Origin of the sequence: Streptomyces sp. 4F14, from assembly GCF_048159485.1 — a bacterium.
Classification (GTDB): Bacteria; Actinomycetota; Actinomycetes; order Streptomycetales; family Streptomycetaceae; genus Streptomyces.
The window spans coordinates 33,864-58,402 of record NZ_JBLRVY010000049.1; the positions used below are offsets into that span (position 1 = coordinate 33,864).

The window sequence follows — 24,539 nt, forward strand, 5'->3', positions numbered from 1 at the left end:
GGGTTACCGTTTCGTTATCACTCGTGCATTTACCGCCACCCGTGTCGCAGCGACGAAGGTTTTCATGGAAAAACTCTTCGCCCTTTCCTCCGACGGATTTCGTTACGCGTACGTCCGACTCGGCAGCACCGGAGAAACACCGCCCCTGCTGCTCCTGTCCCATTTCCGCGCCGATATCGACCTGTGGGACCCGGCTCTCCTCGAAAGGCTCGCGGCGGACCGCGAGGTGATCGTCCCCGACAACCGGGGAATCGGCCTGTCGGGCGGAACGACCCCGGACACGGTCGCGGCCATGGCGGAGGGAATCGCCGGGTTCACGGCGTCGCTGGGGCTGACCGAGGTCGACGTCCTCGGCTTCTCCCTGGGCGGCTACGTGGCCCAGACACTGGCACGCACACGGCCGGGCCTCGTACGCCGCCTGGTCCTGGCGGGCACCTCTGCGCGCGGGTCCGGCGAGGATCTCGCCGCTCAGGGCCGGGTCAGGGAGGTCATCACCAAAGAGCGGGTCAGCCCCAAGGACCTCGTCCACCTGTTCTTCCCGCCGACCCCGGAGGGCCGGGCACAGGGTGTGGAGTACGTCCGCCGGGTGGGCCGGAGCGCGGGCGTCGCCGAACCCTCCTGGCGAGCCCAGCTGAAAGCGGCGGCGGCCTGGGGGGCGCACGATCCGTCGGCCGTCCGGGAACTCGCGTCGATCACCCAGCCGACCTTCATAGCGCACGGCGAAAAAGACATCATGGTCGCCGCCGGGAAAAGCGCCCTGCTCGCGGAACACCTACCGCATTCCACGCTGAGGACATATCCCGACGCCGGGCACGGATTCCTGTTCCAGGAACACGAGGAATTCGCCGCCGACGTGGCCCGTTTCCTGGACGACGCGCCCCGCTGCCCGTTCGCACTGGACGTCGACGGTTCGGACCAGCACGCGGAGAACGCCCGACTGCGGGCGGCCGGCAGAGCCGTACCGGTCCTGCTCCCCGGCGGCGTACGCGCGTGGGCGATTCCGCACCACGACGACCTGCGCCGGGTGCTGACGGATCCCCGGATCGCGAAGGGGATGAAGCACTGGGGAGCGGCGCAGCGGGGTGAAGTGCCGGACGGATGGCCACTGATCGGGTTCGTCTCGACGGACAGTGTCATCAACGCGCACGGCGCGGACCACCGGCGGCTGCGCGGGCTGGTCGACCAGGCGCTGACCCCGGCCCGGGTGGAGGCCATGCGCCCGGGGGTGGAGCGGCTCGTCGGCACGCTCCTCGACCGGCTCGCCGTACGGCCCGCGGACCGGCCGGTGGACTTCCGCAAGGCGTTCGCCTACCCGATCCCCACCGCCGTCATCTCGGACCTGCTGGGCGTCCCGCGGCCGAAGCGGCGTCTGCTGCATGTGCTCACGGGCATGCAGACCCGGACGAACAACACCCCCGAACAGGTCGTGGAGCTCGACGGGCGGATCGAGGCGCTGCTGCGGGAGATCGTCGCGGAGCGCCGTGAGGACCCCGGGGACGACCTGATCAGCGTGCTGCTGGCGGCGCACGACCGGATCGGCGACAGCGAGCTGCACGGGATGATCCTGCTGATGTTCTTCGCGGGCCACCAGAGCGTCATCAACGTCCTCGTCAACGCCTGCCGCGCCCTGCTCGCCCACCCGGAGCAGCTCGCCGCCGCCCGCGCGGGGGAGGTCGCGTGGAGTGCCGTGGTCGAGGAGACGATGCGGTGGAACGGCGCGGTGAACCAGTTCCCGATGCGCTATCCCGTCGAGGACGTCGTCGTAGGAGGGGAAACGATCCGTCAGGGTGAGGCCATCCTCGCGTCGTTCGGTTCGGCGGGCCGCGACCCGGCGCACCACGGGGCGGACGCGGACCGGTTCGACGTACGCCGCAGGCAGGCCGGTCACCTCGGCTTCGGGCACGGCCCGCACTTCTGCGTCGGGATCCACCTGGCGCGGCTCCAGCTCGAAACGGCGCTGGCCGGGTTCTTCACCCGGTTCCCCGGGGTACGGCCGGCACAGGACGGCACGTGGACCGCCCGGCCCGTGCCCTCGTTCGTCAGCAACAGCGTCGAGGAACTGCCCGTACTCCTCGGCCCCGCCGCGAGTACGGGGACGCGCTGACGCGGCAGACCCACCAGAGAGGACCGCTCCTCGTGACCACGTCCAGAATCGCCCTGCTCTCCCCCACCGCGGCCGCCTCTCCCGCCGAGGCGCTGGCCGTCCCCGCGTTCGGCGAGGTCGCCGTGGACCGGCCCGCGCACGCCGGCTGGCAGCGCTACCTGCACGAGTTCGACCCGGCCGCCGACCTCGCGGCGGTGTGGATCGACGCGGACGCCGAGCCGCTGCCCGCCGTACGGGCCTTACGCGCGCACGCGCGGTTCGACCGGACCCGCGTGTACGTCGTCGGGGCCGTCCAGGCGGGCCCGGTGCCGGCCTGGGCGGAGGCGCTGGACGTCGAGGACATCGTGCCGTCCGCCGCGGTGGCGCCCGCCGGGCTCACCGCCTCGGCCGAACTGGCGCTGCGGGCGCACCGCGCGCTGATGACGGACGACCTGTACACCGACTACTACCTCGACATGACGTTCAACCGGATCTTCGACTGGTTCGAGACGACCCGCTGGGACTGGACCGAGGTCGACCTGGACCGGATCGAGCACGGCCTGCTGGACGAGCGGACCGTGGACTTCCTCACCGAGGCGGCCGTGATCGAGTTCGGCACCCTGCCCGGCGCCCACAACTTCCTGCGGGAGTGGCAGGGCGAGGCGAGTTTCTCGTCGTGGGCGTTGCAGTGGGGTGCGGAGGAGTCCCGGCACTCGCTGGTCCAGGCCCGCTACCTGGACCGGATCGGGGTGAAGCTGCGGTCGAAGCACGCGCTGTACAAGCGGGAGCCGTACCCGCAGGGCGATGTGCGCTCGGCGACCCTGATGATGAACGTGATCTCGGAGTCGCGGGCGTCCGCCCTGTACAAGGCGCTCGCGGCCCATGCGCCGGAGCCGGTGATCCGGAAGATCTGGCGGCTGCTGGCGCGGGACGAGGCCCGGCACTGCCGGGCGTTCTCGGTGTTCCTGCGGGAGCTGTGCGACGGCGACCCGGCGCACCGGACGGCCGCGCTGCGCATGGCGTACATCTGGCTGGCGGACCGGCGCGGGGGCGTCAAGCATCCGGCGGGCCTGTTCTACCCGCACTCCACGTCCTCGGCGGGCATCCGCCGTATCGAGACGATCCAGCGCGACTCGGTGGACTCGGCGGACGCCAAGGTGATGTCGATCGTGCGGCTCCTGGCGGACGACGACTCGCTGGAGGCGCCGCGCGACATCAAGGCCAAGCTGCGCGACCTGACCCGCTGACCCCGCCCACAGAACAGGACCCTCCACGCCATGTCACCGCTGCCTGTCCCCGACATCGAGCACACCGTCAGCCGCATCGTCGCCGAGCAACTGCGCGTCCCGGTCGAGGAGGTGGACGTGGACGCCGACCTGCGCTCCCTGCCCCGTTTCGACTCGATCCACGCCCTGCAGATCGTGCTGGAGATCGAGCAGCACTACGGCATCGAGGTGGAGGACCACGTCGTCTTCGAGACGAACACCGTGCGGGAGTTCGTGGGCGCGGTCTCCGGGCTGATCACGGAAGCGGGCCCGCTCTCGTGACCCTGTTCGCGGCGCTCGGCGAGGTCGCCGCGCGGCGGTCCGGGCGGGGGCTGCACGTGCTGCGCCGGGGCCGGGACGGCGAGTCCCTGTCGTACGCCGACCTCTTCACCGAGGCGGGGCGGGTGGCGGCGGGGCTGCTGGCGCGCGGGGTGGAGCCGGGTGAGCGGGTCGGGCTCGTCCTGCCGACGTCGGTGGACTTCGCGCGCGCGTTCTTCGGGGTGCTGGCGGCGGGCGCGGTCGCGGTGCCGCTGCCGGGTCCGACGCCGTTCGGGTCGTCCGACGCCTATCTGCGGCGTACGGCGGCGGCGCTGCGCCGTTCGCGGGTGCGGACGGTGCTGGCGGCTCCGGCGACGCGCCCGGCGCTCGGCGTGGACGCCGACGTCCTGCTGGTGCCGGAGGTGGCCGAGGCGGGGACGGCGTACGTCGTACGGGAGGCGTCCGATCCGGCGGTGGTGCAGTACACGTCGGGGACCAGCAGTGAGCCGCGGGGGGTCGTGCTCAGTCACGGGAACGTGGCGGCCGGGGTGGAGGCCATCGCCCGGGGGACCCGGCTCACCTCGGACGACGTGGGCTGCACCTGGCTGCCGCTCTTCCACGACATGGGGCTGATCGGTTCCTTCCTGACGCCGCTGCTGCACGACGTGGCCGTCCATCTGCTGACGCCCGAGGACTACTTGCGGGATCCGCGGGGGTGGATCGAGGCGATGGGGCGGCTGGGGGCGACGTTCACGATGGCCCCGGACTCCGGTTACCGGTACGTCCTGCGGCGCGGCACGGGGCCGTCGGCCGGGCTCGACCTGTCCCGGTGGCGGATCGCGGTGAACGGCGCCGAGCCGGTCGACCGGCGGCTCCAGGACGCCTTCGTGGCGCGGTTCGCGCCGGCCGGACTGGCGCGGGACGTCTTCCTGCCGGCGTACGGGCTGGCGGAGGCGACCTTGGCCGTCGCCTTCCCGCCGGCCGGCCGGCCGACGAAGGTGCTGCGCGCGGACCGGGACGAGCTGAACCGGGGGCGGTACGTGCCGGTGGCGCCCGGCGGCGGGCCGTACCGCGAACTGGTCAGCGTGGGGCGGCCGGTGGCGCGGACCGAGGTCCGGGTCACCGCCGCGGACGGCGAGGTCGGGGACATCGAGGTCCGGGGGGCGTCCGTCACGGGCAGCGGGTACGACCGGGACCCGCGGGAGAGCCGCCGGCTTCTGCTGCCGGGCGGCTGGGTGGCGACCGGTGACCTGGGGCTGTGGCACGACGGTGAGCTGTATGTCGTGGGGCGTACGAAGGAGGTGATCATCGTGTTCGGCGCGAACCACTGGGCGAGCGACATCGAGACCGTCGTACGGGACACGCCCGGACTGCCGGTGCACGGGGTGCTGGCCGAGCAGATCTGGAGCGAGGACGGCGGCAGGCTCGGGCTCGTCGTCGAGACGACGCGGCGTGACGCGGAGGGCCGCCGGGCCGCGTCCGGCCGTATCCGCGCGCGCGTGATGGCCGAGCTGGGTATTACGCCGGACGAGATCGTGTTCGTCCGGCGGGGCGGTATCGCCCGTACGTCGAGCGGCAAGGCGATACGCCGCCGCACCGGGCTGGGAGCCACCTCGTGACAGGCGGCGGCGCCTATCTGCTGGGCCACTCGCAGAGCGAGCGGCGGCGGCTCGCCCTCCAGGACGCGGCGGTCTCGCCGTTCACGGAACGGACCCTGCGCGTGGCCGGGGTGCGGCCCGGGATGAGCGTCCTGGACCTCGGCTCCGGGCCGGGCGACGTCGCTCTGCTGGCGGCCGGTCTGGTCGGGCCCGGCGGGCGTGTGGTGGGGATCGAGCGCGACCCGGGGAGCGTGCGCGCCGCACGCGTGCGCGCGCGGGAGGCGGGGTTCGCGGAGTCGGTGCGGTACGAGGTCGCGGACGTCGGCGACTTCACCTGGCCGGAGAGGTTCGACGTCGTGGTCGGCCGGTACATCCTCATGTACCTGCCCGATCCGGCGGCGGCGCTGCGCCGGCTGGCCTCGCTGCTGGAGCCGGGCGGTGTCGTCGTCCTGCACGAGATGGACTTCACCAACACGGCGCCGTCCGATCCGCCGCTGGCGGAGTGGGACCGGTACTACGCGCTGTGGCCCGGGCCGTTCCTGGCGAGCGGCGCGGTCCCCGACTTCGGCCCCCGCCTCGCCCGGACGTTCCTCGACGCGGGCCTCCCGGAGCCGGAGGTGGCCACCTGGGTGCCGGTGGCGGGCCGGGGCGGCTCGGCGGCGGTCCTCGACTGGCTCGCCACCACCTGCCGCGAGATCGAGTGGCCGCTGCGGGCCGCCGGAGTCCCGGTGCCGGACGGCATCCGCTTCGACGACGCCCTGCCGCGGCGCCTGACGGACCTCGTCCTGGCGGGCGGGGTGCGGGTCAGCGGGCCGACGCAGTACGGGGCCCACGTCCGGCCTCGCGGCGCCGGGAGGGTGTGCCGCTGAGGCACAATCGGCACTGCCACCCCCTCCCCGTCCCCGTGAAGGCGCCATGCCCCCCACCCTCGCCTCCCTCGTCCACCACTCGGCGCTGAAGCTCGTCGTGCGCGCCGGGGAGGACAAGCTCGGGGTGCAGGTGCGGTGGGCGCATGTGAGCGAGCTGCCGGACCCGGTGGAGTACCTGGAGGGCGGGGAACTCCTGCTGGTGACGGCCCTGAAGCTGGACGCGGAGGATCCGGCGGCGATGCGCCGGTACGTGCGGCGGCTGGCGGAGGCGGGCGTGGTGGGGCTGGGGTTCGCGGTGGGCGTCAACTACGAGGACGTCCCGGAGGCGCTCGTCCAGGCGGCCCGCGACGAGGGGCTGCCGCTGCTGGAGGTGCCGCGCAGGACGCCGTTCATCGCGATCAGCAAGGCCGTGTCCGCGGCGATCGCGGCGGACCAGTACCGCGCGGTGACGGACGGCTTCGCGGCCCAGCGGGAGCTGACCCGCCAGACCCTCGCCGCGGGCCCGGAGGGCCTGCTGACGGCGCTGGCGGCCCAGGTGGACGGCTGGGCGGCGCTGTACGACGCGGCGGGCGCGGTCGTCGCGGCGGCCCCGGAGTGGGCGTGGCGCCGGGCGGCCCGCCTCACGGTGGACGTCGCGCGCCTGCGCGAGCGCCCCGCCCCGGCGTCCTCGGTGATCGACGGCGAGGACCGGGTGGAGCTGCACTCCCTGGGCACGGGCCGCCGCCCGCGCGCGGCGCTCGCCGTCGGCACGGCCGCCGCCCCGGGCACGGCCGAGCGGTACGCCGTCCACTCGGCGATCGCCCTCCTCACCCTGACGACGGAACGCTCCCGCTCCCTGCGCGCGGCCGAGCAGCGCATCGGCGCGGCGGTCCTGCGGATGCTCCTGGCGGGCGAACCGGACCACGCGCGCGCGGTGGCGGGCGATCTGTACGCCGGTCTGCTGGACGCGCCGTTCCGGGTGGTCGTCGCGCAGCGGGGTCCCGGCGCGCGGGTGCCCGCCCCCGAGGCGGCGCCCTCGCGCGTGCGCGCGGGGGACGACGAGGGCCCGTTGGAGGAGTTCGCGGAGGTCCTGGAGTCGGCGGCGGCCCGCGCGGGCGAACCGGTCCTGGTGGTCCCGGAGGGCGAGCGGCTGGTGGCCGTGGCGGTGGACGGCGGCGCGGCGCTGGCGGAGACGGTGGAGTACGCGGCGGAGGTGGAGGCGGACGGGTCGGCTCAGGGGAACGACCTGGTGATCGGCCTGTCGGGCCCGGCGGGCCCCAGTACGGCCGCGACCGGCCGCACGCAGGCCGAGCAGTCCCTGTCGGTGGCCCGGCGCCGGGGCAGGGTCTTCGTGGAGCACGACCAGCTGGCGTCCGGCTCGGTGCTGCCGCTCCTGGCGGACGACGCGGTGCGGGCGTTCTCGGACGGTCTCCTGCGGGCGCTGCACGAGCACGACGCGACGGGCCGGGGGGACCTGGTGGCCTCGCTGCGCGCGTGGCTCTCCCGGCACGGCCAGTGGGACGCGGCCGCCGCCGATCTCGGAGTGCACCGGCACACGCTGCGCTACCGGATGCGCCGCGTGGAGGAGATCCTGGGCCGCTCCCTGGACGACCCGGACGTGCGGATGGAGCTGTGGCTCGCGCTCAAGGCGACGAGCACCTCGTAGCCGTACGGACCCAGCCGTACGGACGTGTCGGCCGCACGGGCGGCCGACGTGTGCGTTCCTGTGCGGGCACCCTCCCCGGAATGGGGGACGCGGAGGTGTGCGCGCGGGCGGGTCAGCCGGTGATCACCCGTCCTCCCCGGCCGCGATCCCGGCGGCGGCCTCGTGCATGGCGAGTTCGAGGAGCGCCGGGTCGTTGAGCGTGCCGGTGCCGTCCGGCGGCACGAGCCAGCGGACGTTTCCGGTGGAGCGGCCCGGGTACGGGACGACGATCCAGGTGCCGTTGCCGGCGCTGCGGATCCCGGTGCCGAGCCAGCGCGCGGCGGTGCCCGGCGGCACGAAGAAGCCCATGCGGTTGTCGCCGAAGTCGACCAGGACCGGGCCGGGCCGGTCGAGGATGCGGGTGAGGATGTCGAGGGTCGGACGGCCGAGGTCACCCGGCAGGATGAGCACGTCCCAGGCGCGTCCGGCGGGCAGCAGCGCGACCCCGAGGGGGTTGCGCTCCCATTCCCACCGGCAGGCGTCGGGGTCGGGCGCGACGGATGCCAGCCATTCGACCGCTGTCTTGGCCCCAGTCATCGAGAAGACCTCCCTTTCTGTCGTCGACGCGGTCGCGTCACGAGGAAGAGAGGGAGGTTTTCCGGTGAGCATTACGCGAGTTCGGGGGCCGTCCTGAGTGAAGCGGATCACACGCCGCTCTCCGCTCCCGCGCGCGCCGGTGGGCACGGCCCCGGCCTGTTCGGCGCGCTCCCTGGCGGGAGGGCCGGGCACGGACCCGCCGGTTCCGGCGCCGTACGTCACGCGCGCGGGGTGGGTCGTACCTCAGTCGGCGCAGAAGCGGCAAAGGCTGTACCCGGACCGCGTGGACGTCAAACCCGGTGCCTGCTACGGCGTCTGCCGACGGCCATGGAGACCAGGACGAGGAGGACGGCGACGAGGAACATCGCGGTGCCGATGACGTTGATCTGCACGGGTGTGCCGCGCTGTGCGGAGCCCCAGACGAACATGGGGAACGTGACGGTCGAACCGGCGTTGAAATTCGTGATGATGAAATCGTCGAAGGAGAGCGCGAAGGCGAGCAGCGCGCCCGCGGCGATTCCGGGGGCGGCGATGGGGAGGGTGACGCGCAGGAATGTCTGGACCGGTCCGGCGTAGAGATCGCGGGCGGCTTCTTCGAGGCGCGGGTCCATCGACATGACGCGCGCTTTGACGGCCGTGACGACGAAACTCAGGCAGAACATGATGTGCGCGATGAGAATCGTCCAGAAACCGAGCTGGGCGCCCAGGTTGAGGAAAAGGGTGAGGAGCGAGGCCGCCATGACGACCTCGGGCATCGCCATCGGCAGGAAGATCAGCGAGTTGACGGCGCCCCGGGCGCGGAAGCGGTAGCGGACCAGCGCGAACGCGATCATCGTGCCGAGCGCGGTCGCGCCGAGGGTCGCCCAGAACGCGATCTGGAGGCTGGTGGAGAGTGATCCGCACATTCCGGCGACGCCGCAGGGGTCTTTCCACGCGTCGAGGGAGAAGTTCTGCCACTCGTAATTGAAGCGGCCTTTGGGTTTGTTGAAGGAGAAGACCGTGACGACGACGTTCGGCAGCAGCAGATAGGCGAGGGTGCACAATCCGGCGATGACGACGAGATGACGTTTGAGCCAGGACATCTAGACCAGGTCCTCCGTCCCGGAACGGCGAATGTAGAACGTGACCATGAACAGGATCGCGGCCATGAGGAGGAAACTCAGCGCGGCGGCCGTCGGATAGTCCAGGACGCGCAGGAACTGCGTCTGGATGACGTTCCCGATCATGCGGGTGTCGGTCGAGCCGAGGAGTTCGGCGTTGACGTAGTCACCGGACGCCGGGATGAACGTCAGGAGCGTCCCGGAGACGACCCCCGGCATCGACAAGGGGAAGGTGACCTTCCGGAACGTCGTCCACGGGCGCGCGTACAGATCCCCGGCGGCCTCGTGGAGGCGCCCGTCGATGCGCTCCAGGGACGTGTACAGCGGCAGGATCATGAACGGCAGGAAGTTGTACGTCAGCCCGCACACCACCGCGAGGGGCGTCGCGAGGACCCGGTCGCCGGCCGTCCAGCCGAGCCAGTTCGTGACGTCCAGGACGTGCAGGGTGTCGAGGGCGCCGACGACCGGGCCGCCGTCCGCGAGGATCGTCTTCCAGGCGAGGGTGCGGATGAGGAAGCTGGTGAAGAACGGCGCGATCACCAGGACCATGATCAGGTTGCGCCAGCGTCCCGCGCGGAACGCGATCAGGTAGGCCAGCGGATAGCCGAGGACCAGGCACAGGACGGTCGCGGCGGCGGCGTACAGGACCGAGCGCAGGAACTGCGGCCAGTACTCCTGGAAGGCGTCCCAGTAGGTCGCGAAGTGCCAGGTGACCTTGTAGCCCTCTTCGAGGGAGCCGGTCTGCACGGACGTCGACGCCTGGTAGATCATCGGCAGCGCGAAGAACACGACCAGCCACAGGATGCCGGGCAGCAGCAGCCAGTACGGCGTCCAGCGGCCGCGTCTGCGCCCGCGCGCGGGAGCCTCGTTCTCGGGTTCCGTCAGGGTGGCTGCCATCAGACGGCCGCCTCTTCCTGGGTGCCCGCGTCGATGTCCTGGGACGCGTCGAAGCCGAAGGTGTGTGCCGGGGACCAGTGCAGGACGACCTCGGCGCCGGGTATCAGGCGTGCGTCCCGGTCGACGTTCTGGACGTACACCGCGAACTCGGGGCAGACGGCCGTACGGATCACGTACTGCGTCGACACGCCGATGAAGCTGGCGTCGGCGATCGTCCCTGTCAGGCGGTTGCGGCCCTCCGGGACGGTGGACGCCTCGTGCGCGTGCGCGAGGGCGACCTTTTCGGGGCGGACGCCGATCAGGACCTTGCCGCCCGTCGGACAGCGGTCCTCGGGGAGGGCGATCCGGCCGTCGCCGGCCTTGAGGACGACCTCGCCGCCGCTGCGGCTCGCGACCTGGGCCTCGATGAGGTTGGAGGTGCCGAGGAAGTTCGCGACGAACGTCGTGCGCGGGTTCTCGTACAGGTCGGCCGGGGCGCCGAGCTGCTCGACGCGGCCCGCGTTCATCACGGCGACCGTGTCGGCCATCGTCATGGCCTCCTCCTGGTCGTGCGTGACGTGCACGAAGGTGATGCCGACCTCGGTCTGGATGCGCTTGAGCTCCAGCTGCATCTGGCGGCGCAGCTTCAGGTCCAGGGCGCCGAGGGGCTCGTCGAGGAGGAGCACCTTGGGGTGGTTGATGAGCGCGCGGGCGACGGCGACGCGCTGCTGCTGGCCGCCGGAGAGCTGGTGGGGCCGTTTACGGGCCTGCTCGCCCAGCTGGACGAGTTCCAGCATGTCGTCGACCTGTTGTCTCACGCTCTTGATGCCGCGCCGTCTGAGGCCGAACGCGACGTTCTCGTGGATGTCGAGGTGCGGGAAGAGGGCGTACGACTGGAAGACCGTGTTCACGGGCCGCTTGTAGGGCGGCAGCCGGGTGACGTCCTGGTCGCCGAGGTGGACGGTGCCGCTGGTCGGCTCCTCCAGGCCCGCGATCATCCTGAGGGTCGTCGTCTTGCCGCAGCCGGACGCCCCGAGGAGCGCGAAGAACGAGCCCTGCGGGACGGTCAGGTCGAGCGGGTGCACGGCGGTGAACGAGCCGTAGGTCTTGCCTATGCCGCGCAGGCGGACGTCGCCGCTGTTGTCTGTCATCGTCGTCACGCCCCGGTGAGCTTCGCGAACTTCGCTTCGAATGAGGTCTCCTCGCTCGCGCTGAGCGAGCGGAAGGAGTGCGACTTGGCCTGCATCGCCTTGTCGGGAATGATCAGCGGGTTGTCCGCCGCGTCCGGGTCGATCTTCGCCAGCGCTTCCTTCACGCCGTCCACCGGACAGACGTAGTTGATGTAGGCGGCGAGCTCGGCGGCCGGCTCGGGCTCGTAGTAGTAGTCGATGAGCCGTTCCGCGTTCGTCTTGTGCCGCGCCTTGTTGGGGATCAGCAGGTTGTCGCTGGACGTCATGTAGCCGCTGTCGGGGATGACGAAGTCGATGTCCGGGCTGTCCGCCTTGAGCTGGACGACGTCCCCCGCCCAGGCGATGCAGGCGGCGAGGTCTCCCTTGGCGAGGTCGGCGGTGTAGTCGTTGCCGGTGAAGCGGCGGATCTGGCCGTTGTCGGCGCCCTTCTGGAGGCGCGCGATCGCCGCGTCGTAGTCGTCGGCGGTGAACTTCGCCGGGTCCTTGCCCATGTCGAGGAGGGTCATGCCGACGCTGTCGCGCATCTCCGTGAGGAAGCCGACCTTGCCCTTGAGCTTGCGGTTGTCGAGGAGGTCGGACACCGACCTCACCTCGGCGCCGTCGAGCGCCTTCTTGTTGAACGCGATGACCGTCGAGATGCCCTGCCAGGGGTAGGAGTACGCCCGTCCCGGGTCCCAGTCGGGGCTGCGGAACTGCCCGGAGAGGTTGGCGAAGGCGTGCGGCAGGTTCGACGCGTCCAGCTTCTGCACCCAGCCCAGGCGGATCAGGCGCCCGGCGAGCCAGTCGGTGAGGACGATCAGGTCGCGGCCGGTGTCCTGGCCCGCGGCGAGCTGCGGCTTGATCTTGCCGAAGAACTCGCTGTTGTCGTTGATGTCCTCGGTGTACCGGACGGATATCCCGGTCCGCTTGGTGAACGCGTCGAGGGTGGGATGGCGTTTCCCGCTGTCGTCGACGTCCATGTACTCGGTCCAGTTGGAGAAGTTCACCGTCTTCTCCTTCGCCGAGCGGTCGTCGGCGGACGTGCCGCCCTCGGTCTTGCCCGCGGCCGGGATGCCGCAGGCGCTCAGCGCCCCGAGGCCGCCCAGCGCCAGCGCGCCGCCCGTCGAGGCGCGCAGCAGCGAACGCCGGGTCAGCGCGGCCCGGCCGGTGCGCAGGCTGCGCCTCATGGCCGCGAGCTGGGCCGGTGACAGGCGGTCGTCGGGCTCGTACTGCTCCATGCGCGTGCTGCCCCTTCAGTTGCCGGTGAACACCGTGCGGTGCCAGGGTTTGCGGACGGCTGCCGTGTTGTCGAACATGACGTGCTTGATCTGGGTGTACTCCTCGAACGAGTACGGTGACATGTCCTTGCCGTAGCCGGACTGCCCGTACCCCCCGTGGGGCATCTCGCTGACGATCGGGATGTGGTCGTTGACCCACACGCACCCCGCGCGCAGCTCCCTCGTCGCCCGGTTCGCCCGGAACACGTCCCGGGTCCACACGGACGCCGCGAGGCCGTACGGGGTGTCGTTGGCGAGCCGGATGCCCTCGTCGTCGCCGTCGAAGGGCAGGGCCACCAGGACGGGGCCGAAGATCTCGGACCGGACGATCTCGCTGTCCTGCGGGGCGTCCGCGATCAGGGTGGGGAGATAGTACGCGCCGTCCCTGTCCTTCGGGCAGGCCCCTCCGGTGACCACCCGCGCGTACGCACGCGCGCGGTCGACGAAACCCGCGACCCGGTCGCGGTGCGCGTGCGTGATCAGCGGGCCGAGGTCGGTGCCGTCCACGAAGGGGTCACCGAGGCGGACACTCTCCATCAGGGCGGCCGTCCGCGCCACGAACGCCTCGTACAGCGGCCTCTGTACGTACGCGCGCGTGGCCGCCGTGCAGTCCTGGCCGCCGTTGATCAGCGCGCCCGCGACGGCGCCCTGCGCGGCGGCCTCCAGGTCGGCGTCGTCGTGCACCAGGAACGGGGCCTTCCCGCCGAGTTCCAGGTGCACGCGCTTGACCGTCTCCGACGCGACCCGCGCGATGTGCTTGCCCACGGCCGTGGAGCCCGTGAACGACGTCATCGCCACGTCCGGGTGTGCGACGAGGTGCTCCCCCGCCTCCGCGCCCGTGCCGCTGACGACGTTCACGACGCCGTCCGGGATGCCCGCGTCCGTCGCCGCCCGCGCGAACATCAGCGCCGTCAGGGGCGTCAGCTCCGAGGGCTTCAGCACGATCGTGTTGCCCGCCGCGATGGCCGGGAGGATCTTCCACGCGGCCATCTGGAGCGGGTAGTTCCAGGGGGCGATCGAGCCGACCACGCCGATCGGCTCGCGCCGTACGTACGAGGTGTGGTCCGCCGAGTACTCCCCCGCGGACCGGCCCTGAAGCTGGCGGGCCGCGCCGGCGAAGTACGCCGTGTTGTCGATCGTGCCGGGTACGTCGAACTGGCGCGTCAGCCTCAGGGGCTTGCCGCACTGGAGGGACTCCGTGCGCGCGAGGGGCTCCGCCTGGTCGGCGAGGGTCTCCGCGAGGCGGTGCAGGGCGTCCGCGCGGTCGCCCGGCGTGGCACCGGCCCAGGCGGGGAGGGCGGCTCGGGCCGCGGCCACGGCCTCGTCCACGTCCTTCGTCGAGGCCAGGGTGTACGTCAGGACGGGCGTGTTCGTCGCCGGGTCGATGATCGTGTGGGTGTCCTGCGAGGTGCCTGGGGTGAGCCGGCCCGCGATGTACTGGGCACCCTGCGCGCCCTGGGCGAAACGTTCCACCTCGGGGAGGTTGTCGCGCATGCCGTACTCCTCCGTATCCGCCCCGCTCTCGGCGTTCGCCGGGCGGGCGTGGCTCTGGTCGGATTTGAGTGCCGATCCTGGCAGAGGAGTGGTACTCCAACAAGTGATTCCGTTGTTGCCTTTTGGTTACGCGACGGAATCTGTCGAGCTGGGGGTTGGGGGTGGGGGGAAAGGGGGGCGGATTGTCGGTGGTGGCTGCGATGCTGGGGGGCATGGAGATCGAGGGGGCGGGTGTGGAGGGGGCGGCGGGCGTGGGGAAGATCGATTCGCGGGAGGCGCTCGTGCGGGCCGTTCGGGCGGGGGTGAAGGTCAAGTACCTGGCCTTCTGGGGGCATCAGCCCCGCGCCGACGGGCGGATCGGGGCCGAGTGTCTCAGCCAGTGGTGGGAGTCTCCGTTCACCGTGGCCGGCGTGCGCTACCCGACCGCCGAGCACTGGATGATGGCCGAGAAGGCGCGGCTCTTCGGGGACACCGACGCCGAGGCCGCCGTCCTCACCGCCGGCCATCCCTCCGTCGCCAAGAAGGCGGGCCGGCTTGTCAGGGGGTTCGACGAGGGCGTGTGGGCGCGGGAGCGGTTCCGGATCGTCGTCGAGGGGAGCGTGCACAAGTTCCGCTCCGACGCCGGGTTGCGGGAGTTCCTGGTCGGTACGGGGGAGCGGGTGCTCGTGGAGGCCAGTCCTGTGGACCGGGTGTGGGGGGTCGGGGTGGTGGCTCGGGACGCGGGGGATCCTGAGCGGTGGCGGGGGTCGAACCTGCTGGGGTTCGCGTTGATGGAGGCTCGGGGGAGGGTTCGGGAGGGGTGAGGGGGTGGAGGGTGGCGCTGGGGTCTGCGTCGGGAGGCTCGGGGGGGCGGGTGCGTTCGTTCTCCGGCGCGTGAGCAGGGGCCTTCCCGGTGTCCTCAGGTCGTGATCATCAGTACCCCGACGCCCGCCGACAGCAGGATCCCCGCGACGCCGCAGATGATGCCGGCCAGGGCATGGCCGCCGTTCGTCGCCTCGCCCCGCGTGGCCTTGCGGCGGCCCAGGATGCCGAAGACGACCCCCAGGACGCCGAGCACGAACGCGACCGGCCAGAGGCAGAAGCCCAGGGCCGCGAGGATGCCGGTGATCATCGCGGAGGTGCCGAAGCCGTTGCTGGGGGGTGTGGGGGGCCAGCCGTAGTAGGCGGGGGCCGGTATGCCGGGGCCGGGTGTTCCGGGGGTGGGCATGCCGGGGCCCGGCGCTCCAGGGGCCGGGGCTCCGGGGAAGGGCATCCCTGGGCCCTGAGGGCCGTAGCCCGGCATACCGGGGGCGGGGGGCAGGGGATGGGCGTACGCCGGCGAGTAGCCGTAGAGGGGCTGGCCGGGGCCGTCCGGGGCGATGGGGGGTGGGGGGATGTGGCCGGGGAAGGGCTGCGGTGCGGGTGGGGCGTAGAGGTTGGGGGGCGGGTAGGGGCCCGGTGCTCGGGGTGGTGTGCTGGGGTGCGGGGCCGCGAAGGGGTCGGGCCAGGACTGGGGGGTCGCGGGCGCCGGGGAGGAGTACGGTGCCGGGCTCTGGGTGGCGGGCGGAGTCGTCGTCGCATCGTGGCCAGGACGCGCGGGGGCATCGTGAGAAAGGGGCGCGGGCGCACCGTACGCAGGGGCCGTCGGAACGCCGTACGCAGGGGGCGCGAAGCCGTTCGGCTCCGCGGTCGGCACGTCCGGCGTCGCGGTGTTCGGGTCGGCGGGCTTCACCCAGGACGCCACGGCGTCCGGCACCCCGGCGTCCGTCTTCGCACCGTCCGCCTTGGCCGCAGCCACCTCCGTGCCACCCCCCGAAGTCCGCGTGGCCACCACCGGAGGCGCCCACGGGCCAAGCACCGACACCCTGTCCTGAACCCCACCCTCCTCGGGAACCCCACCTGAGGTCCCCCGGCCCTCGGGCCCAGCCTCCGGCGGCTCACCGGAGTCCACGCCCGCCGCCCGCTGGTCCTCGGGCCCACGCTCCGGCACCGCGTCCTCAGGCACCACGTCCCCGCCGGCCGCCCCCGCAGGCACCGCGTCCTCCGGCGTCCCGTCCGCAGCCGCGCCGCCCCCGCTCACCGCATCCGGACGGGCCCCGTCCCCGCGCGCCCCGGCATCCCCTGTCCGCGCCGCCGAAGACCCCCCACCGTCCGGTCCTTCCTGCGTGTTCTCCGTCATGTGCCCGCCCCTCTTTCCCGTCCCGCCCATGCTAGATCCACCCTCCTCACCCACTCTCCCCGCCTTAGGATGATCCGGAACCGATCAGTCGATCACCCGCGCCCGGGGCCGCCCCCGGAGGCGCTGTCCCGGAGGGACCCATGAGCAACGCCGTACCCGCACCCCACGACCTGCGCGCCTACATCGCGGGCCTGCCGAAGGCCGAACTCCACGTGCACCACGTGGGGTCCGCGTCGCCGAGGATCGTCGCGGAGCTGGCGGCGCGGCACCCGGACGCGAAGGTGCCGACGGACCCGGAAGCGCTCGCCGACTACTTCACCTTCACTGACTTCGCGCACTTCGTGGAGGTGTACCTGTCGGTCGTGGACGTCATCCGCACCCCGGAGGACGTCCGCCTGCTGACGTACGAGGTCGCCCGGGAGCTGGCCCGCCAGCAGGTGCGGTACGCGGAGCTGACGATCACGCCGTACTCCTCGACCCGGCGCGGCATCGACGCGAAGGCGTTCATGGACGCGATCGAGGACGCCCGCAAGGCCGCGGAGAAGGAACTCGGCACCGTCCTGCGCTGGTGCTTCGACATCCCGGGCGAGGCGGGGCTCGAATCGGCCGAGGAGACCGTACGGCTCGCGACGGACGACCGGCTGCGCCCGGAGGGCCTCGTCTCGTTCGGCCTCGGGGGGCCGGAGATCGGGGTGCCCCGGCCGCAGTTCAAGCCGTACTTCGACCGCGCGATCGCCGCGGGCCTGCGCTCGGTGCCGCACGCCGGGGAGACGACCGGGCCGGGCACGGTCTGGGACGCCCTGACCTATCTGCGTGCTGAACGCATCGGCCACGGCACGAGTTCCGCCCAGGACGAGAAACTCCTCGCCCACCTCGCCGCCGAGCGGATCCCGCTGGAGGTCTGCCCGACCTCGAACATCGCGACGCGCGCGGTCGCGAACCTCGACGAGCACCCGGTCAAGGAGTTCGTCCGCGCGGGCGTCCTGGTCACGATCAACTCGGACGACCCGCCGATGTTCGGCACCGACCTCAACAACGAGTACGCCGTCGCCGCCCGCCTCCTCGACCTCGACGAGCACGGCCTCGCGGCCCTCGCGAAGAACGCGGTCGACGCGTCGTTCCTCGACGATGCCGGCAAGTCGCTGATCAAGGACGAGATCGACACGTACACGGCGGAGTGGCTGGCGCCGTGAACGTTCACGTGAGCGGTGCCGTGAACGGGCTCGGGAACGTTCCCGCGCGCCGCGCGTCCCCGTCTGCCGTGACAATGGCCGTATGCAGACCCTGACGGCCGTGGCCCACCGCGGCGATCCCTACCGCTTCCGGGAGAACACCCTCGACTCGTTGCGTTCCGCGCTCACCCGTGGCGCGGACGCGGTCGAGATCGATGTGCGGCTGACCAGGGACGGCGTGCCGGTCCTGTTGCACGACGAGACGCTGAAACGGCTCTGGGAGATCGACCGGCCGCTGGGGTCGCTGTCGGCGGCGGAGGTGCGGGGCATGACGGAGGGCGGTGTGCCGACGCTGGTGGAGGCGCTCGCCGCGACGGACGGCGCGCGGGTGATGGTCGATCTGCCGGGTACGCGGGATGTGCGGGTCGCCCGGCGGATCGTGGACGCCGTGCGTGAGGCGGGTGCCGCCGAACGCGTCTACTACTGTGCCGACGCCCGCGCGATGCTCGCGGTACGCGGCGCCGACGCGTCCGCCGAGATCGCCCTCACGCACACCTCCCTCGCCCCGATCCGCCCGACCCTCCTCGCCGCGATCCGCCCCCGCTGGCTCAACTACCGTTTCTCGCTGGTCGATCGCTCCCTGGCGGAACGCGTCCACCGGGACGGCCACCTCCTCTCGGTCTGGACCCCCGACACACCCCGCTCCCTGCGCCGCCTGATCGACCTGGGGGTGGACTCGATCACCACCAACAGGATCGACGTACTGCACGGGTTGAGGGGCGGGGAGTAGCAAGTCACGGGTGGGGGTGGCGACTTGGCGGTCCGGTACGGCGACGGGCGGGCCGCCCGAGGCCGTCGACGCGAGGCCGGGCCCGGCGAGGACACCGGCGCGTACGAACTGACGCCCTCGGCGTGTGAGCGGCCTTACAGGGCGGAGCGCTGGGGGACCGTCGCCGGGTCAACTGGCGTGGTGCGGGTGGCGTATTGGGGGACGGGGGTGTCGTCGGCTCCGGTGTCGCGGACGATGCCGTAGCGGATGGCGCCCTGCGGCGGGCCGTACGCGAGGTCCTTCTCGATGTCCTCGCGGGTCGAGGGGAAGACGATGAGGCCGTAGTCGGCGCCGCGTTCGTTGACGGTGAGGGTGACGGAGCCGTCGAGGTAGAAGTACTCGTTCTGCCACATCTGTTGGGTGCCGTCGGGCAGGACGGCGTAGCCGATGGTGGGGCCGCCCATGCCGGTCGCGTAGCCGTTCGGGGCGCCCGCCATCGCGTCGTCCATGCGGCGTCCGCCGGCCGAGGCCACGTGGAAGAGCTTGCCTTCGAGGCCGGTCCAACCGGGCATGACCAGGCCGCCCGGACGGGACTTGGGCGAGATCTGCCAGCGCACGAGGACGTACCCCTGACCGGTCAGGTCCACATGGTCGCCCCGGTGTTGCATGACGGCCTTGGCGCCACCACTGCTGGTGACGCCGGGTGCCGGGCGTCGGGGGAGGCTTCCCGGCGGGGTGTTGGGATCGGGGGCGGTATCGACGGCGTCCACGACACTGCCGTACACCGCCGGCTTCTTCGTGGGGGTGGCGCTCGGACTCGGTGACGGGGAAGGGGAGTTGAGGGCGGTCGGGGTGGGGGTGGCGGGGGTGGTGTCGGCCGTGGGGAGGACGACGGTCCGCTTCGGCGGGTCGTCGGGGGGCTGGACGACGACGTACGCGCCGCCCGCGACCAGCGTCGCGCCCGCTGTCATCGCGACGGCCGGTTTGGTGAGCGCGCCGACGACCTTCGCGGACCAGCCGACGCCGGTCGCGGCGGCGGCCGTCTTGCCGCCGAGGGCGAGGGAGAGGGTGAAGGCGGCCGGGACGGGGACGAGGGCGATGCCGACGAGGAGGCGTTCGGCGGGGACGACGGGTTCGCGGGTGTCGCCGCAGTAGGCGCAGCCTCGGATGTGCCGGGCGAGGCGCTTGCGCCAGACGGAGTCGGGGCGGCCGTGCCAACGGGCCGTCAGATCACGGAGGTCGGGGCAGGCGCCGGCCAGCGCCCGGACGATTCCCCGGGAGACCTCCAGCCGCTCCTTGACGCGCTGGACGCGGACGGCGGCGTGCTGGCGGCTGATGCCGACGGCGGTGGCGAGTTCGCGCCGGGTGAGTTCGCCTGAGACCTCCAGCCACCACAGGGACAGGAGTTGGCGGTCCTCGGGGTCCAACCAGGGGACGGCCTCGGCGACTTCCTTGCGCTGGCCCGCCAACTGGAGTCTGAGGACGGTGAGTTCCGCGAAGTCGGCGCTGTCGTGCGGGTCGTTCTCGTCGAGGCGCTGGGACGGGGCACGGCGGCGGGCGCGGTCGCGGATCTGGCGCATGGCGATCGCGACGAGCCAGGAGCGGAAGCTGTCCGGGTCGCGCAGGGCGCCCAGGTTGCCGACGGCCCTGAGCATCGTCTCCTGGACGACGTCGTCGACGTCCGCGTGGCCGTTCAGCGCCCTGCCGACGATGTTGTAGACGAGCGGCAGCCAGCCCTGGACCAGCTCGTCCAGCGCCCGCCGGTCACCGGCCTGCGCGGCGGCGATCACGGCGGACCAGTCACCGCCGGCCCGCCCGGCCGTACCGCCGCTCCGGGCTCGGCCGTCCGCTTCCATTCTCATACCAGCACCTTTTCAGCCGGGGGCGGGCTGTTGGCAATGTCGGGGATCACAGGTGGGGACGGGGTGGGGGCTGCGGCGATAACACTTTTTGCGCTGAGCGGGGGCGGCCGTCCTCGCTCTCGCCCTTTTGACCTAGCTCGTTCGGGTGTGCGGCGGCCTGTCCGGCCGGACCCCAGGGGCGATCCCCGAGGAGGACACCGGGTTTCCGGGGCCGCCGGGTCCGGGTCCCGTGCGGGTCGGGACCGGCCGTTCGGCCGATACGGAGGGACCCCTCGACGCCGGACGATGAACACGTCGCGTTCGTCACCTCACCCTCGGGAGTGTTCATGCGCCTTCGTCGCCGTACGACCGTCCTCGCGGCCTCGCTCGCCCTCGCGCTGGCCGCCGGTCCGCTCGCGGCGCCGGTCTTCGCGAGGCCGGCGGGCACGTCGGCCGGCGTCCGGCACGCCTCGCCCCCGGACGCGGAGGCGCTGCGCGCGGCGATAGCGGGGCTGCCGGACGCCGACGCGACGTCCGCGCTGGTCCGGGTCGGAGGGACGGGCGGGGCGTGGCGGGGCAGTTCGGGGGTGCGCGATGTGGTGAGCGGGGCCCCGGCCGATCCGGACGCGCGGTTCCGGGCCGGCTCGGTGACGAAGGTGGTGACGGCGGCGACGGTGCTGCGGCTCGCGGCGGAGGGGAAGGTGGGGCTGGGGACGCCGGTGCAGCGGTATCTGCCGGGGCTGCTGAGCCGGGAGTTCAAGCCGGTCACGGTCCGGCAGTTGCTCGACCACACCTCGGGGATCCAGCCGGGGGACGGGCTGGGGAACACGTTCGAGGAGCAGTACGCCCACCGCTACGACACGCTGACGCTCCGGCAGGTCGTGGCCTCGGCGGTGGCGAAGGGGCCCGAGTTCGATCCGGGCACGGGGCAGCACTACTCCAACATCGGTTACACGATCCTGGCCCTGCTGATCGAGAAGGTCACCGGCCGCCCGTACGCCGCCGAGGCCACCCGCCTGGTCCTGGCCCCCGCCGGGATGCGTGACACGTACTTCCCCGGCACCGATCCGCGCATCGCCGGCCCGCACAACCGCGGCTACCAGGCGGTGAAGAAGGCCGACGGCACGACGGAGCTGGTGGACGTCACGGAGTGGAACCAGGCGGACCGCGCGGCGGCCGGCGACATGATCTCCACGGCCGCCGACCTGGAGCGCCTGATCACGTCCCTGTTCCGGGGCCGTATCGTCCCGCGGCCCCAGCTGGAGGAGATGTTCACGGTTCCGGCGGGCATCCCGGGCGCCACCTTCTCCGCCGGACTCCAGCGCGGGGAGATCGACGGCAAGGTCTTCTGGCTCAAGACCGGCTCCCGCCCCGGCTACAACGCGATAGCCGGAGCCACCCGGGACCTCTCCCGCACGCTGGTCTACTCGATCACCGCGACCGACGCGAAGGGGAAGGACATGAACGCGGTGGCCGAGCGGGTCGTGCGGGCGGCGGTGCGGTGAACCACGAGGCCCCGTCTTCCGGAGCACCCCGGCTTTCCCTATACCCCACCGGGGTATAGAGTCAGACCCCCGTACCCCCCTGGGGTATATCACCGGAGAGGCAGAACAGGGAGCCCGCCATGAACCCCCTCCAGAAGATCGGCGCTTTCGGAGCCGCGCTCGCCGTGTCGTTCGGGGCCGCGTACGGAGTGGGTGCGCTGGCCGGCCCGTTCGACAGCGGCACGGAGAAGGCCGCGCACCAGAGCGACTCCCACGAGGGCGGCTCGCACGAGGAGTCCGGTGGACAGAGCGCCGCACCCGTCCCCGCCGGGCTCCAGGTCAGCGAGGGCGGGTACACGCTGGACCTGGAGAGCGGGGCACTGGAGGCGGGCCGGGCCGGGGTGATCCGGTTCGCCGTACAGGGGGCGGACGGCAGGCCGGTCACGACGTACAAGGTCGAGCACGAGAAGGAGCTGCACCTGATCGTGGCCTCGCGGGACCTGACCGAGTACCGGCACCTGCACCCGACCCGGGCGGCGGACGGGACGTGGAGCACGCCGGTGACGCTGACAGAGCCGGGGAGCTACCGGGTGTTCGCGGACTTCACACCGGGCGAGGGGAAGGAGAACCTGACGCTGGGGTCGGATCTGACGGTCGGCGGGGAGTACGCGGCACGGAAGGTTCCGGCGCAGACGAGCGAGGTGACCGTCGACGGGTACACGGTCGCGCTGGAGGGTGAGCTCGCGGCCGGCAAGGAGAGCGAGCTGCGGTTCGCGGTCAGCGAGGAGGGGCGGCCGGTGAAGCTGGAGCCGTACCTCGGGGCGAACGGACACCTCGTCGCGCTGCGGGCCGGGGACCTCGCGTACCTGCATGTGCATCCGCACGACGACGAGAGCGGCGCGACGGGGGTGACGTTCACGGCGGACGTCCCCAGCACGGGGACGTACCGCTTGTTCCTGGACTTCAAGGTGGACGGGAAGGTGCGCACGGCGGCGTTCACGGCAGGTACGGACCAGCACTCCCACGGATGACCGCGCCATGGCCGTCTTGACCGGTGCTTGAGGGGGCGACGGGCCACCCATGGGGAGCCATTGAACCCCTCCTGACCTGCGACGACAGTAGATTGACAGGGGATTCGACAGGCTTGTAGGACGTGGGGGTCAGGCTCTTCCACAGGTCTTTCCTAAGGACGATCGTGTCCCTTTCTCCCCGTGTCCGCGTGCTGCGCGCGACACGTCTCATAGGTGTTCCGGCCGCTGCGGCGGCCCTGTGTCTGGCCGTCGCGGGCAGCGCGTCGGCGTGCGACATCCGTGACTTCTCCGCCTCGGCCGAGTGCGGCGCGGACGGCCACGGCTTCATCCGCGTCACCGACGTGGACCCGACCGGCACCCCGGCCACCGTCTCGGTGCAGGTCAAGCTGTCGATGCCGGACGACCAGTACCGCGACATCGGCAGCAGGACGATCGAGCACTCCTCCGCGCAGGGCGCGAGCGTCGACATCCCGGTCGACTGGACGCCGGAGTGGACGTACCGGATCCACGTCAAGGCGGGCGGGTTCGTCGACGAGGACATCACGCCGGCGCTGGTGACCCCGTCGAAGGCGTGCCCGGCCTGGTACCCGTCGCCGAGCCCCACCCCGTCGGCGTCGGACTCGCCCTCGCCCGCTCCCTCGAAGGCGGCCTCGCCCTCCCCGGAGCCCAGCACCTCCGCCTCCACCCCGGCCGCCCCCGCGGGCAACGCCCCCACCCCGGCCGGCGGTTCCACCCACCTCGCCGAGACCGGTGCGAGCGACTACACCGCGCCGGCCGCCGGGATCGCCGTGGGCATGATCGTCGTCGGCGCGGGCACGGTCTTCGCGCTGCGCCGCCGCAAGGCGAACGCCGGCTGACCCCCGCCGCACCCGCACGGAGAAGGCCCGCAGCTCCCTGCGGGCCTTCACGCGTTCCCGGCGGTTTTTGACCAGCGGCGGTCCGAAGTGCACCGGGACGTTCCCGGCCCGTCCCCCTACGTTGGAACGGGAGCCTCCTGGGCTCGGGAACCACACGGGAACGAGGAAGCATCGGCGATGGACACTCTCCGGGACACCTTCCACGGCTGGCTGGCCGAGGCGGACGCGGTGCTCGTCGCGGCGGGCGCCGGGCTGAGCGCGGCGGCCGGGTACGACTACGGCGACGGCGAGCGGATGCGCGAGCTGCTCCCCGCGCTGCACCGGCTCGGGCTGCGCTCCCGGTATCTGCTGGGCGTGCCGTTGCCGCCGGACATGATGTGGGGGTACTGGGCGGTCCACATCACCGACATCCGGTACGGGAGCGGCGCGAACCCCCTCTACCGGCGGCTGCGCGACCTCGTCGGCGACCGCGACCACTGGGTGCTGACCTCCAACGTCGACGGCCTCTTCGCCCGCAACGGCTTCGACGCCGACCGGGTCTTCACACCGCAGGGCGACTACGGGTTCCTCCAGTGCACGACGCCGTGCACGCGGGAGACCTGGCCGAGCGCGCCCTTCCTGGACCGGGTCCTCGCCGCGTACGACCGCGAGAGCGGGCGCGTCCGGGACCCCGGGGCGCTGCCGGTCTGCCCGAACTGCGGCGGCGAGGTCTTCCCCAACGTACGGGTGGGGCCGGAGTTCGTGGACGACGCGTTCCTGCCCACCGGCGAGCGACTGGCAAAATGGCTGAGCCAATTCGAAGTGGCTGAGTGGCTGAGCCACTCGACCACTGACCACCCAGGCACCGACCTCTCACCCGCCGCCCCCTCCACCAACGCCCACCCATTGGCCAAGTGGCTCAGCCACTCAGCCCCAGCCCCCCCCCCCCCCCCCCCCCCCCCCCCCGCCCCGGGGGCCCGGGCCCGCGGCCAAACCCCCCCGGGCCTACCCCCCCCCCCCGGGCCCCCCCGGGGCCAC

20 protein-coding genes and 1 pseudogene are annotated in these 24,539 nt (G+C 72.3%); 13 read left to right on the top strand and 8 right to left on the bottom strand.

All coding sequences use genetic code 11. The features are described from left to right. Nucleotides 1-64: 64 nt before the first annotated feature. Genes ACLZOT_RS47510 through ACLZOT_RS47535 form a run of 6 tightly spaced genes read left to right on the top strand, consistent with a single transcriptional unit; the run spans nucleotide 65 to nucleotide 7,718 of the window. Nucleotides 65-2,104 (top strand): cytochrome P450, encoded by a 2,040-nt coding sequence (locus tag ACLZOT_RS47510; RefSeq protein WP_416975532.1) that lies wholly within the window; start codon nucleotides 65-67, stop codon nucleotides 2,102-2,104. Nucleotides 2,105-2,136: 32 nt separating this feature from the next. Beyond that, on the top strand, nucleotides 2,137-3,330 hold the full coding sequence (locus tag ACLZOT_RS47515) for a ferritin-like domain-containing protein (protein ID WP_416975533.1): 1,194 nt from the start codon (nucleotides 2,137-2,139) through the stop codon (nucleotides 3,328-3,330). 30 nt (nucleotides 3,331-3,360) lie between these two features. After that, entirely contained in the window at nucleotides 3,361-3,630 is a 270-nt protein-coding gene (locus tag ACLZOT_RS47520) for an acyl carrier protein (RefSeq protein WP_416975534.1), read from the top strand. Then, nucleotides 3,627-5,225, top strand: a complete 1,599-nt coding sequence (locus ACLZOT_RS47525; protein ID WP_416975535.1) for an AMP-binding protein — start codon at nucleotides 3,627-3,629, stop codon at nucleotides 5,223-5,225. The genes ACLZOT_RS47520 and ACLZOT_RS47525 overlap by 4 nt, the downstream gene beginning before the upstream one ends. After that, nucleotides 5,222-6,073: a class I SAM-dependent methyltransferase gene (locus tag ACLZOT_RS47530; protein WP_416975536.1), complete on the top strand. Its 852-nt coding sequence runs from the start codon at nucleotides 5,222-5,224 to the stop codon at nucleotides 6,071-6,073. Before ACLZOT_RS47525 ends, ACLZOT_RS47530 begins: the two co-directional genes overlap by 4 nt. A gap of 46 nt (nucleotides 6,074-6,119) precedes the next feature. Next, on the top strand, nucleotides 6,120-7,718 hold the full coding sequence (locus tag ACLZOT_RS47535) for a PucR family transcriptional regulator (RefSeq protein WP_416975537.1): 1,599 nt from the start codon (nucleotides 6,120-6,122) through the stop codon (nucleotides 7,716-7,718). Between the two features lie 123 nt (nucleotides 7,719-7,841). Here ACLZOT_RS47535 and ACLZOT_RS47540 read toward each other — a convergent pair whose 3' ends face one another. From ACLZOT_RS47540 to ACLZOT_RS47565, 6 genes are all read right to left on the bottom strand, one after another. Further along, complete coding sequence (locus ACLZOT_RS47540; RefSeq protein WP_416975538.1) at nucleotides 7,842-8,294, bottom strand: hypothetical protein; 453 nt, start codon at nucleotides 8,292-8,294, stop codon at nucleotides 7,842-7,844. Nucleotides 8,295-8,584: 290 nt separating this feature from the next. Then, the gene (locus ACLZOT_RS47545) at nucleotides 8,585-9,376 is read right to left on the bottom strand and encodes an ABC transporter permease (RefSeq protein WP_416975539.1); all 792 of its coding nucleotides are present in this window, start codon (nucleotides 9,374-9,376) and stop codon (nucleotides 8,585-8,587) included. Further along, complete coding sequence (locus tag ACLZOT_RS47550) at nucleotides 9,377-10,291, bottom strand: ABC transporter permease (protein WP_416975540.1); 915 nt, start codon at nucleotides 10,289-10,291, stop codon at nucleotides 9,377-9,379. Next, nucleotides 10,291-11,421: an ABC transporter ATP-binding protein gene (locus tag ACLZOT_RS47555; protein ID WP_416975550.1), complete on the bottom strand. Its 1,131-nt coding sequence runs from the start codon at nucleotides 11,419-11,421 to the stop codon at nucleotides 10,291-10,293. Before ACLZOT_RS47555 ends, ACLZOT_RS47550 begins: the two co-directional genes overlap by 1 nt. Nucleotides 11,422-11,426: 5 nt before the next feature. Then, complete coding sequence (locus ACLZOT_RS47560; RefSeq protein WP_416975541.1) at nucleotides 11,427-12,677, bottom strand: polyamine ABC transporter substrate-binding protein; 1,251 nt, start codon at nucleotides 12,675-12,677, stop codon at nucleotides 11,427-11,429. A gap of 15 nt (nucleotides 12,678-12,692) precedes the next feature. After that, entirely contained in the window at nucleotides 12,693-14,210 is a 1,518-nt protein-coding gene (locus ACLZOT_RS47565; RefSeq protein WP_416975542.1) for a gamma-aminobutyraldehyde dehydrogenase, read from the bottom strand. Between the two features lie 212 nt (nucleotides 14,211-14,422). Between ACLZOT_RS47565 and ACLZOT_RS47570 the strand changes: the two genes are divergently transcribed. Then, a complete protein-coding gene (locus tag ACLZOT_RS47570; RefSeq protein ID WP_416975543.1) occupies nucleotides 14,423-15,013 on the top strand; it encodes an NADAR family protein in 591 nt (196 codons plus the stop codon). A gap of 95 nt (nucleotides 15,014-15,108) precedes the next feature. Here ACLZOT_RS47570 and ACLZOT_RS47575 read toward each other — a convergent pair whose 3' ends face one another. Beyond that, nucleotides 15,109-16,368, bottom strand: coding sequence for a hypothetical protein (locus ACLZOT_RS47575; RefSeq protein ID WP_416975544.1), 1,260 nt, complete (start codon nucleotides 16,366-16,368; stop codon nucleotides 15,109-15,111). A gap of 140 nt (nucleotides 16,369-16,508) precedes the next feature. On the opposite strand from ACLZOT_RS47575, the gene ACLZOT_RS47580 reads away from it, so the two are divergent. Both ACLZOT_RS47580 and ACLZOT_RS47585 read left to right on the top strand, forming a co-directional pair. Continuing rightward, nucleotides 16,509-17,561 carry an adenosine deaminase gene (locus ACLZOT_RS47580; RefSeq protein WP_416975545.1) on the top strand — a complete coding sequence of 351 codons (1,053 nt, stop codon included), beginning with the start codon at nucleotides 16,509-16,511 and terminating at the stop codon, nucleotides 17,559-17,561. Nucleotides 17,562-17,643: 82 nt separating this feature from the next. After that, the gene (locus tag ACLZOT_RS47585; RefSeq protein WP_416975546.1) at nucleotides 17,644-18,330 is read left to right on the top strand and encodes a glycerophosphodiester phosphodiesterase; all 687 of its coding nucleotides are present in this window, start codon (nucleotides 17,644-17,646) and stop codon (nucleotides 18,328-18,330) included. Between the two features lie 134 nt (nucleotides 18,331-18,464). Here the strand turns inward: ACLZOT_RS47585 and ACLZOT_RS47590 are convergent, their stop codons facing one another. After that, a complete protein-coding gene (locus tag ACLZOT_RS47590) occupies nucleotides 18,465-20,165 on the bottom strand; it encodes an RNA polymerase sigma factor (protein WP_416975551.1) in 1,701 nt (566 codons plus the stop codon). Nucleotides 20,166-20,497: 332 nt separating this feature from the next. On the opposite strand from ACLZOT_RS47590, the gene ACLZOT_RS47595 reads away from it, so the two are divergent. From ACLZOT_RS47595 to ACLZOT_RS47610, 4 genes and pseudogenes are all read left to right on the top strand, one after another. Further along, nucleotides 20,498-21,655: a serine hydrolase domain-containing protein gene (locus ACLZOT_RS47595; RefSeq protein ID WP_416975547.1), complete on the top strand. Its 1,158-nt coding sequence runs from the start codon at nucleotides 20,498-20,500 to the stop codon at nucleotides 21,653-21,655. A gap of 119 nt (nucleotides 21,656-21,774) precedes the next feature. Then, nucleotides 21,775-22,665, top strand: coding sequence for a hypothetical protein (locus ACLZOT_RS47600; RefSeq protein WP_416975548.1), 891 nt, complete (start codon nucleotides 21,775-21,777; stop codon nucleotides 22,663-22,665). 164 nt (nucleotides 22,666-22,829) lie between these two features. Next, complete coding sequence (locus tag ACLZOT_RS47605; protein ID WP_416975549.1) at nucleotides 22,830-23,522, top strand: LAETG motif-containing sortase-dependent surface protein; 693 nt, start codon at nucleotides 22,830-22,832, stop codon at nucleotides 23,520-23,522. Nucleotides 23,523-23,699: 177 nt separating this feature from the next. Further along, a pseudogene (locus ACLZOT_RS47610) lies at nucleotides 23,700-24,539 on the top strand (hypothetical protein); the annotation flags it as partial.